This is a genomic window from Staphylococcus arlettae (assembly GCF_025560845.1).
Classification (GTDB): Bacteria; Bacillota; Bacilli; order Staphylococcales; family Staphylococcaceae; genus Staphylococcus; species Staphylococcus arlettae.
On record NZ_CP094803.1, the window covers coordinates 277,994 to 289,939 of the forward strand.

General features: G+C 35.3%; 6 protein-coding genes and 1 pseudogene. 5 read left to right on the forward strand and 2 right to left on the reverse strand.

Features of this window, described 5'->3' with window-relative positions; genetic code table 11:
- Positions 1-124: 124 nt before the first annotated feature.
- The gene (locus MUA37_RS01265; RefSeq protein WP_002509063.1) at positions 125-1,552 is read right to left on the reverse strand and encodes an aldehyde dehydrogenase family protein; all 1,428 of its coding nucleotides are present in this window, start codon (positions 1,550-1,552) and stop codon (positions 125-127) included.
- A 269-nt stretch (positions 1,553-1,821) separates the two neighbouring features.
- On the opposite strand from MUA37_RS01265, the gene MUA37_RS01270 reads away from it, so the two are divergent.
- Positions 1,822-2,988, forward strand: a complete 1,167-nt coding sequence (locus tag MUA37_RS01270) for a YbfB/YjiJ family MFS transporter (RefSeq protein WP_002509062.1) — start codon at positions 1,822-1,824, stop codon at positions 2,986-2,988.
- A 328-nt stretch (positions 2,989-3,316) separates the two neighbouring features.
- Positions 3,317-6,475, forward strand: coding sequence for a lectin-like domain-containing protein (locus MUA37_RS01275; RefSeq protein ID WP_262624755.1), 3,159 nt, complete (start codon positions 3,317-3,319; stop codon positions 6,473-6,475).
- Between the two features lie 105 nt (positions 6,476-6,580).
- Here MUA37_RS01275 and MUA37_RS01280 read toward each other — a convergent pair whose 3' ends face one another.
- Entirely contained in the window at positions 6,581-7,771 is a 1,191-nt protein-coding gene (locus tag MUA37_RS01280) for an MFS transporter (RefSeq protein ID WP_002509060.1), read from the reverse strand.
- A gap of 113 nt (positions 7,772-7,884) precedes the next feature.
- Between MUA37_RS01280 and MUA37_RS01285 the strand changes: the two genes are divergently transcribed.
- From MUA37_RS01285 to MUA37_RS01295, 3 genes and pseudogenes are all read left to right on the forward strand, one after another.
- Positions 7,885-8,775 (forward strand): LysR family transcriptional regulator, encoded by an 891-nt coding sequence (locus MUA37_RS01285; protein ID WP_262624756.1) that lies wholly within the window; start codon positions 7,885-7,887, stop codon positions 8,773-8,775.
- A 453-nt stretch (positions 8,776-9,228) separates the two neighbouring features.
- Positions 9,229-9,960, forward strand: coding sequence for a phosphoadenylyl-sulfate reductase (locus MUA37_RS01290; RefSeq protein ID WP_002509058.1), 732 nt, complete (start codon positions 9,229-9,231; stop codon positions 9,958-9,960).
- Between the two features lie 208 nt (positions 9,961-10,168).
- A pseudogene (locus MUA37_RS01295) lies at positions 10,169-11,854 on the forward strand (assimilatory sulfite reductase (NADPH) flavoprotein subunit); the annotation flags it as partial.
- Between the last annotated feature and the right edge of the window lie 92 nt (positions 11,855-11,946).

The following is an 11,946-nucleotide window of genomic DNA, read 5'->3' on the forward strand; positions in this document are numbered from 1 at the left end:
AGCACATTACAAGCTACTACCTTAAATAGGTGATGACTTGTAATGTGCTTTTATATGTGACATTGCTGGAGTAGAACTAGGAAATATTTTTAATATAATTATATTTCTAGGCCATTTCCAGTTTTTAGTTGAAGAAACCTGAAATTGATTTTACTTCTAAAAATTCTTCGATACCGAAGTCGCCCCATTCGCGGCCGATTCCGGATTGTTTGTAACCACCAAATGGTAGGTCCCAACTTCTTGGTGCTTCATTGATTTCAATAACACCAGCTTCTAATGATGTTGCAACATATTGTAATGTTTCCATATCTTTACCGTATACATAACCAGCTAAGCCATATTTTGTATCATTGGCAATTTTAATGGCTTCATCTAAATCAGAATAAGTCAAAATTGACATAACAGGTCCAAAAATTTCTTCTTGTGCAATTGTCATAGTGTTGTCTACATTAGAAAATACAGTAGGTTTGATATAGTATCCTGTTTCTAAGCCTTCTGGTTTACCTTCGCCACCAAATTCAAGCGTTGCACCTTCTGCTTGACCAATTTTTATAAATTCTTGTACTTGGTTGAATTGTTTTTCATTAATCACAGGACCCATATTTACTGAACTATCTTGTGGATCACCAACATGAATTGTTTGGATTTTAGCTTTAACTTGTTCAATAAAGGCATCTTTTTGAGATTCTGGTACTAATGTACGTGAACCTGCGATACATACTTGACCGGAATTATCGACTACTTTATGCACTGCTGCGTCTGCTGCAGCTTCTAAATCAGCATCATCAAGTATAACGAATGGTGATTTACCACCTAATTCAAGCGATACTTTTTTGAAATCTACACTCGCTTTTTCCATGATTTTACTGCCAGTATTACCTGAACCAGTGAAAGAAACCATTCTAACTAATGGATGTTCTGATAATGGATTACCAACACCCATACCGTCACCATTAACTAAGTTGAATACACCTTGAGGAACGCCAACTTTATCAAAGATTTCGGCTAAAATGATTGCAGCAAATGGTGTTTCTTCAGAAGGTTTAAGTACGACTGTACTACCTGCTGCTAACGCACCTGCTAATTTAATAGCTGTTTGGTTTGTTGGGAAATTCCATGGTGTGATCAAACCAGCGACACCAATCGCTTCTTTCATTACGACATTATTACCACGACGTTCTTGGAATTGGAAATCATCTAACGCATCACGCGCAGCTTTGAAATGTGCCAAGCCCATTTCATAATGAACATTTTCAGCTGCAGTGACCGGAGTACCTAACTCTAAAGTCATTGCTTCAATTAAATCAGCTTTACGATTTTCATATTCTGTTACAATCGCATCTAATAATTGCTTACGATAGTCGATAGATGAATGGCGAAATTCTAAATAAACATTGTTAGCAGCTTGAACAGCGTCTTCTACATCTTGTGCATTACCTTTAGCAATTGTGCCAAAAGCAGCTTCAGTTGCTGGATTAATAACAGCAATTGTTTCTTGGCTATGGCTATCTACCCATGCACCATTAATATATTGTTTTGGTTGATTGAACATATAAACACTCCTTAATTAATCTTTTATATTCATATTTAGTAAATACTAATATAAATTAAGACCAATCGAATATTACACTCATATTAATTTAAATTCAACTGATTGAATTTAAAAAATAAATCAATTTATATATGATTTTGGTGCAAAGGTTTTCAGTGAGTCCTGGAGCAATAATCAACAGCAAGGATAATTTGAAGAAAAATCTTTATTTCTATTACGCATTATAGTTAAGTATAATGAAAGATAAATATAGAAAGAGGTGCAATTTGATGATGCGACATGCAATACGACAATTATGGCTAGGTATGCTAGCTTTATTTATAGTAATGGCGATAGGACGTTTTGCTTATACACCTATTTTGCCCTTTATGCAAGTATCTGAACATATGGATAGTGCTCAAGCAGGTTTTTTAGCCACAATTAATTATCTGGGTTACTTAATTGGTGCAATTATTCCGATGTACTTTATTTTTAAAAGCAAAGCTATAGATTTGAAAATATATTTGATCATCAATATTATGGCAACCATTTTGATGGGAGTGACAGAGTCATACAGTTTATGGTCCATGCTGCGTTTAGTATCTGGAATAACGAGTGGTACCGTATTTGTGTTAGCATCTAATATTGTGTTAGAAGCATTACGACAAGCACAAAAATCGAATATTTCTGGTTTGTTATATAGTGGCGTAGGACTAGGTATTTTTACTAGCAGTATTTATATATTTTTTGAAACTCATAATGATAGTTGGCAATTGACATGGATTGTGTTGGGGGTTGTTTCATTATTAGGTGGGATGTTCGTCATCTTTGGTATGCGTGATAATCCAACTATAAAGATAGACCAAACACAACACGCTAAGATAGAGGACAGGCAACCATTAAATGCTAAATTTATACGCTATTTTTCAATTGCTTATTTTTGTGAAGGTGCAGGTTATATTATTACGGGTACATTTTTAGTAGCTATAGTTAAATCTATTCCTGAATTGGCAGATTATGCGGCATTAAGTTGGATGTTTGTAGGTTTAGGAGCTATACCTTCAACTGTAATGTGGTCAGTCATTGCAGAGAAAATCGGTTATGATAAAGCGACTTATTGTGCGTTTGTGCTTCAAATCATCGGTGTGAGTTTACCAATATTATCTAATCACACATTGATTTTGATGATAAGTTCTATTTTGTTTGGTAGTACATTTTTAGGTTTAACGACACTTTTTATGTCTACAGGTCAAAAGTTAATGTATCAATCGGGAGGAAAGTCAAATTTAGTTGCCTCCTTAACGGTGATCTACAGTGTTGGACAGATGGTTGCCCCTGCGATTTCTGGTGTATTAATTGGAGCTTCGAATAATTATAATATTGCATTAGCTTTTGCGACATTAGTACTTATTATTGGTTTGTTCAGCACTATGAAAAGCTATAAAGTACTAAATTAAGAAGGGATAAATAATGTACAATCTAATGTGACAGCCAAAGTTCAACGAATAGAAAAATATTATAAGAATAAAAAACAAGCATTTCCGTCCCTTCAAGGTTTAATGTTTTAACATATATTGAAAAATAGTAACAAGACGTTTATTTGGTTTGATAGCGCAATTGAGAATAAAGTATAAGAAACACATGATAACTAGACTTTTACTAATTATCATGTATTTTTTTACAAAGTTTAGAATCAATACAAAGAAGCCATTAAACTTATTTATAATATCCTTAGATAAAATATTTTTACAAAGTAATTTACTATTTAAGGAGCAAAGAACATCTATGAACAACATAACTTATCATAATGAACATCGTAGTAATTATTACGCCATTCGCAAATATTCTGTCGGGACTGCATCGATATTGCTTGGTACATTTTTAATATTTGGACAGCACCAACAAGCGCAAGCAGCTGAACATAACAAACAAGCGCAAACATTAGAACAGTATGTAGTTCAATCCCAAGTTTCGCTACACAAATGGGATACTGATGTACAACGAGATGCACAGTCTATAGACAAAAAAATAATGAATAATGACGTTGTAAACACAGATAAACATTTATCAGTAGCGCATGAGCACCATAACACCCCAACGTATAACGATAATAAACCTGAAGTGTCTCGACCAGATAATACTTTAGATAACCCTGCTAACAATGTAATATCAACACCTTCAAACACTACACAAACAACATTTCCAAAACAGCCAGTAAAATCTGTTGAACAATCTCAAGCATCAGCAGATAAGTGGTTAGCCCCTAAAAAAATGTATCGTGAGTCACCACAACAAGAAAACTACACAACAGCTCAAATGGCTTCGACTGCTAGAGATGTAGTGCATTCTCCTGCAACAACTATAAATGAAAACATAGATACAGCTGTCAAGGGTCAAGAGCAGGTGACGAAAGCAAACTTTGCTGATCATTTTAGAGTGATTGGTAATACTAGTTGGTATAATCCGAATACAGGAATTATTAGTTTAACTGATGATACAAATAACTTAGTTAGTGCTGCATATTTAACTTCGAAATTAGATATTTCACAAGGTTTTCATTTGACTGGCAAGGTGAATTTAGGTCACAGAAGTATGGCTCAAAATAGCGGTAATGGTGTGAGCTTTATCTTGTCACCGAACAGTCCGGGTGAAATAGGTAAAGCAGGACCAGCAGTCGGTATAGGGGGCTTGAAAAACGCCTTTGGTTTTAAATTGGATACCAAATTTGATGGACAAGAGAGTACTTTTGCTAAAGCAGATCCTAGTTATTTGAATCAGTTAGGTGCCTTTGGTGCTTTTATTCATACGACACAGGATTATCAGCACAAAGCGATAACGTATAATTCTAAGAATGGTATAGAAGGACCTAAATTACTTAGAGGAAAGCCTGATAATAATCTTTTTTATCCGTTTTCGTTCGAATTTAATCCTAAGACTGAAATGTTAAAAGTACTGTATGAGGGGCAAACTTGGGAACGTAATATTGCTGATTGGCTACGGTTAAGTAAGACAACTAAGTTTAATTTAACTATATTTGCATCTACAGGTCCCAATGGATCAAATAAACAACAATTTAAATTTGGCTCATTCACATACGTACCAACATCGACTGTTTATGTGCAGTATAAAGATGTGGACACTGGAGAAAACATAGCAAGACCTAATTATCTAGCCGGTAAAGCTGGTGATATCATTTCGATCAATCATTTGCAAAAAGACGTGTCAGACGATAATTATGAATTTGTAATGGCTGAGGGACCGGTAAAAAATAATATAATCACTTATACGAGAGAGAACCAAAATGTTATTTTAAAATATAAAATGAAAAAAGCCGTTCAACCTATCGATATGAATGTTAACATTGAGCCGCAGCAACCAAAAGTCGATACGATTACGACTAAATCGAGAGAAATTACAGGGACAACAGATAAAAATACAGAAGTTAAGGTAGTTTTCTCAGATGGCTATACTGTACATGTTCAAGAGGATGGGACTGGACGCTTTACTGTCATTGTACCTTTCGGCAAACGATTAACGGCAGGAGACACCATACAATTTTTAGCTAAAAATAAAGCTGGCAAAATCTCCAATACAGCGCAAGTAACAGTTATTGACCCAACTGTAGCAAAACCACAAGTAAAACCATCAACACAAGCGCCACCTCAACAATCACCTGAGATGAAGCCAAATTCACTGACATCGCAACAAATGGATACAAAGGTTATGCCGAAGCCAAGTCAGCCGATGCCGCAAATGATGGATGGAGGCAATCAACAGTCCAATCAAAGTAATATGAAAGCTGACCCAGTACCAATGAAGCCAATGAATCCAGGGGATATGATGGAACCAAGTCAACCGATGCCCCAAGTAATGGATGAAGGAAATAAGCAGTCCAATGTAAAAGAAAAGCAAACTGCCCCAGTACCAATGAAGCCAATGAGTCCAGGGGATATGATGGAACCAAGTCAACCGATGCCCCAAGTAATGGATGAAGGAAATGAACAGTCCAATGTAAAAGAAAAGCAAACTGACCCAGTACCAATGAAGCCAATGAACCCAGGGGATATGATGGAACCAAGTCAACCGATGCCCCAAGCAATGGTTGAAGGAAATGAACAGTCCAATGTAAAAGAAAAGCAAACTGCCCCAGTACCAATGAAGCCAATGAACCCAGGGGATATGATGGAACCAAGTCAACCGATGCCCCAAGTAATGGATGAAGGAAATAAGCAGTCCAATGTAAAAGAAAAGCAAACTGCCCCAGTACCAATGAAGCCAATGAGTCCAGGGGATATGATGGAACCAAGTCAACCGATGCCCCAAGCAATGGATGAAGGAAATGAACAGTCCAATGTAAAAGAAAAGCAAACTGACCCAGTACCAATGAAGCCAATGAACCCAGGGGATATGATGGAACCAAGTCAACCGATGCCCCAAGTAATGGATGAAGGAAATAAGCAGTCCAATGTAAAAGAAAAGCAAACTGCCCCAGTACCAATGAAGCCAATGAGTCCAGATAATATGATGAAGCCAAGTCAACCGATGCCGCAAGCAATGGGTGGAGGAAATAAACAATCTAAACAAAGTAATATGAAAGCTGGACAACAATCAATGTCACCCCAATATAAAGAAGTCATGGCAAAGCAGAGTCAGTCAACAACACAATCCAACAGTGCAACAACAACAAAATGGATGGCAGATATGCCTGAAAAGGATACAGTAATGTGGAAGATGGACAAACCTTCTTCTACAACGAGTGAACCAGCACAGCATAAGCCTACAATGAAAAAGAAAATGTGGAATGAGAACAGCGTGCAACACACTTTGCCCAAAACTGGAATTAATGAAGGAACAACAGTAACAATTTTTGCGTCATTCCTTGCGATACTAGGAAGCGTATTATTATTAGTTGGGCGTAAAGGCCTAGGACAACGGGAAAAGTAATATTTTAAGTATTCATACTACAATTAATAGCTAACTTTAAACGGAATAATAGCGCAAAACGGAAAGTGAAATCATATCAAAAGACAGATTTTACTTTCCGTTTCTTTATTTCGTTTTAATTGTTAACGTAATGAACAAGGCGACAACCATAAAGCAGACAATCATTAATACTACTCCTGACCATTGCATAACACTGTAAAAATAACCAGCAAGTGTGCCTGCAATAGAAGACCCCATATAATAGAAAAGTAAATATAAGCTAGAAGCTTGTGCTTGATGGTGTTGCGCTCTGCTTGCTACGACAGCACTGGCAATGGCATGCCCACTAAAAAATGCGACTACACTTAGCGCTAAGCCAATAATTTTAAAAGCTAATGCAGGGAGTAGGGTAATCGTTATCCCAAGTGCTAAGGTTAAAAGACTCAGTTTTAATGCAGGAAGTGTCCCTAATTTGGCACGTAATTTCGCATTTAACATTGAGGACACCATTCCGAGTAAGAAAAGTACATAAATAAAACTAATAAAGCTATGAGGCAAATGATATTTAGGATCACTTAATTCAAAGCTAATATAATTAAAGGCAGCAATGTTACTACCAAGCAATAAAAATCCTAATATAAAGGGTTTGAGCAATCGAATATTTTTTAAATGTTGAATATAGCTCTTGAGTAAGGATTTAATAGAGAAAGTTTGCTGCGTGAAATGTTTAGATGGCGGTAATAACCAAATAAATAGTATCGCTGCAACGACACTTAATAAGGCAATAGCAAGTAACCCCGTTTGATAACCATATAGACTAGTAATATACCCCGTGAATATACGACCAAATGCGCCACCGAAAGCATTACCGCTAATATAAATCCCCATAGCTTCAGGGAGACTTTTGGCAGAGATTTCTTCCCCTATATATGCCATAGCAATAGAAGGTAAGCCTGCTAAACAGATACCTTGTATTAATCGTATAATTAAAAACATATTAAAATCAGTAATGAAGGGCTGTACTAAAGCTAATAGTGTTACTGAAATGACGGAAAAGTACATAACAGAACGACGACCAATCACTTCGGAAATCGCGCCGAAAAATAGCATTGCAAGTGCTAAAGTCAACGTAGTTGTAGATAAAGGCAGACTGGCAGCAGTCTTGTTTACATGAAAGATGTTTGTAAAATGTGGGATGAGTGGCTGCACGCTATATAAAATAGAAAATATCGTAAAACCTGCAATGAATAAGGCTATTATAATTTTTGTATATGCTTTTGATCCTTTTCCTACATAGTTATTCGTTACTGGCTGCATGTGTAAACACCTCTTCTTATTAATAATTTTATGGTAGCATGAATTATATAATTTAAATATTGCATTATTTTCATGTAAACTATGCGTTATTTACATAAGAGAGGATGTTACTAATGGAATGGCATCATTTAGAATATTTTAAACACTTAGCAAAGTCGGAAAATATTACAGCAACGGCTAAAGCGATGAATATTAGCCAATCAGCATTGAGTAGAGCAATCCAACAATTAGAAAAGCAGTTGACGGTGCCGTTATTTAATCGCATTGGTCGTAGCATCAAATTGAATAAATACGGTAATGCTTTTTTGGAAACGACACAAAATATTACACAGGAAATGGAGATTTTTAAGAGTAAAGTCAAGCAAGCGACTGATGCATTATCAGGTGAAATTATAATTGGCTTTTTACATTCAGTCGGTCCGACGTATTTATCTGAGTTTTTAAAGCAGTTTAGACAGCAATATCCAGAAATTCAAGTGAAACTCGTACAAAATCATGCATATAATTTATTTAAGATGTTAGATAACGGTGATATTGATATTGCTATTACGACGATTTCCAATAAAACAACAAGTACCAACTTCGTGCCATTATTAGAAGAGGAATTATATTTAACAGTTAATAGTAACCATGCCCTTGCGCAACAATCGACGGTCGATATTACTAGTATAAGTAATGAAAAATTTATATTATTAAAAAAAGGATTTGTACTTCGTGAACAAGTGAATGAGATTTTAAACAATTTTAATTTAGATGTAGAGATTAACTTTGAAGGTGAAGAAACATTAACTGTAGCTAGTTTTGTTAGTTCTGGTCTAGGGGTATCTATTTTACCGCATATGAAAAATATTCAGCTGCCAAATTTAACACAATTGCCAATAAGAAATTACCATGCGCGAAGAACAATAGGTGTTAGTTATAAAGGGAAAAATGATATCTTACCTATAATCAAGACTACAAAAAATAGTTTAGTTAAGTATTTTCAGTCATATAATGATGACTAAAAAAAAACAATTAGTAATTTGGGTTATTAATTTCTTAATATAATTGACAAGAGGTAAGATTTTTCTGCATTACGGAGGGTGTGACATCATTGATGTGTTCTTGTTTTGTTTAAAATTGACAATAACTGACTGAATTGAAAATGCGCTTCAAAACTTTCTTTTTTTAACTCTAGTCATCCTTGCCAAAGTGTGAAAAAAATTTGAGTAACATTATATTTCTGTTCCACTCCCATGTAATAAAAATAAATTTTTTAAAAAAATTAATGCTAAAAAATGACGTTTCTACAAGGAGTAAACGTTTTCTACATGTTTTTCGGTTTAAATATTGCATTGACATGTAAATATACATCGGGTATGGTAATTAGCATAATTATTATTTTCTAAAAATTCTAAATTAAGAAATATTTTAATTTGTTAGGAAATAGAAAAAAGAAAAGGGGGCCTATATAATATATGACAGAAGCAAAGGTTACCTACGATACGTTTACGAACAATCTGTTTCAAGATTTAGATATCACAAATAGTACTAAAGGAGCCTATGATATTTTGAAGTGGGCTTATGACAGCTATGGTGATGAAATTGTCTATTCATGCAGTTTTGGTGCAGAAGGAATGATTTTGATAGATTTGATATCACAAGTGAAAGCCGATGCCAAGATTGTCTTTTTAGACACAGACTTACATTTTCAAGAAACGTACGATTTAATAGACCGTGTCAAAGAACGCTATCCTAAGTTGCAAATTGAACTGAAGAAGCCAGACTTAACATTGGATGAACAATCTGAACAGTATGGCACAGCATTATGGAAAAAAGACCCAAACCAATGTTGTTATATTAGAAAGATTAAACCTTTAGAAGAGGTGCTTGCAGGTGCTACGGCGTGGGTTTCTGGTTTGAGACGAGAACAATCACCAAGTCGTCAACACACTAATTTTATTAATAAAGATGAGCGCTTCAAATCGGTTAAGGTTTGCCCATTAATACATTGGACGTGGGATGATGTGTGGGAATATATTGAAACACATGATTTAACTTACAATGAGTTGCACGATTTTCAATATCCGAGTATCGGCTGTATACCTTGTACTTCAAGAGTAGCAGCAGATGGAGATTCTAGAGCAGGTCGTTGGTCAGGATTTGGTAAGACAGAATGTGGACTACACACGGTAGATCCTAAAAATTAACTATACGCTATTAAAGATAGCCTATTTTTTTACAACTAATTCATAGTATTCTAATTGGAATTATAGGTTAGGTACAATATAGTTGCTTACCACAAAGTGACGCACGAGTATTACACCTCGTTGTGAATGTAGTTTAGTGGTTTGTTATAACTATATACCTGACTATTCTGATTAGTTTAATAAAAATAAAAATATGAGGTGACATCCCTTGCAATTAAGTGTAACGAACAGTCCATTTAGTGAAGAACAGGCAACACAAATAAATCAATTATTGAGTACATTAACACCAGAACAACAAGTATGGTTAAGTGGCTATTTAACTGCTAATCAACAACTAGGTACGGCAGTAGTCGCACCTGAAGCAGCTACAGCAAATGCAACAACTGCTTCAACATCAATTGGAACAAATGATACTCACGAAATAACAAAACCACGAGCAATCACTGTTTTGTATGGCTCGGAAACTGGTAATGCACAAAGCTTAGCAGAAGTTTTAGATGCTCGTTTAACTGAAAATGGTTATACCGTAACGTTGTCGTCGATGGATGCTTTTAAAACAAAAGATCTGAAAAAGGTAGAGGATTTATTTATTGTATCTGCAACACATGGTGAAGGTGATCCACCAGACAATGCTATTACTTTCCATGAATTTATACATAGTAGAAAAGCACCAAAACTGTCAGGCGTACGCTATTCAGTACTATCTTTAGGTGATGAATCATATGAATTTTTCTGTCAAACAGGAAAAGATTTTGATGCCAGACTCAAAGAACTAGGCGGAGAAAGCCTTGTGGAGCGTGTAGATTGTGATTTAGATTATGATGAACCTGCAGATAAATGGATGAATGATATTTTACATGCATTGAGTGGCCCTCAAGATAACCGTGACGTTGTTTCAGAAAGTCATACATCAGTACAGTCAACGAAAGAGAAAAAATATTCTAAGTCTAATCCTTATGAAGCAGAAGTCTTAGAAAATATTAATTTAAATGGACGAGGTTCTAATAAAGAAGTTAGACACGTGGAGTTGTTATTAGATAATTACGGTGAAGGTTTCGAACCAGGAGATTGTCTAGCAATCTTACCGGAAAATGATCCAGAAATCGTGACGCAATTAATAGAAGTATTGAATTTTGACGCTCAAGCAGTAGTAACTGTTGATACTAACGGTACAGAAGTAACCTTAGAAGACGCTTTGACATCACATGTTGAAATAACAAAATTAACTAAACCCTTAATTCAAAAATTAGCCGAATTAGTAGATGATAGTACGTTATCAACGAAATTAGCTGAAGATGGGTGGGTCCAAAACTATATTGAAGGACGCGATTTAGTCGATTTCTTTACGGACTTTGCAGTCACACAATTACAACCGCAAACATTAGTAGATGTGCTTCGAAAATTACCAGCACGTGAATATTCTATTGCTAGTAGTTATAAAGCAAATCCTGATGAAGTACATTTAACAGTCTGTGCGGTGAGATATGAAGCACATAACAGAGAACGCAAAGGTGTATGTTCCATCCAATTTGCTGAACGTGTACAACCTGGCGATACAGTGAAAATGTATTTGAAAAAAAATCCAAACTTTAAATTCCCGTTTGATGAAGATAAAAAAGTCATCATGATTGGACCTGGTACAGGTGTTGCACCATTTAGAAGCTACTTAGAAGAACGTGAAGAATTAGATCTAAAAGGTAATACTTGGTTGTTCTTTGGTGAACAGCACTTTACTACAGATTTCTTATATCAAACAGATTGGCAAGGTTGGTTAGATGAAGGTTATTTAAGCAAAATTGACCTCGCATTTTCAAGAGATACTGATGAAAAAGTATATGTGCAACATCGTATCGAGGAAAATAGTGCAACATTTTATCAATGGTTGGAAGAAGGCGAACGTTTTGGAGATTTTGTTATCCGTGCAGGTTATGTAGAAGCTGTAACAGATGGACAAAAATTCCATAGTTAATATATATCAAAAATGAG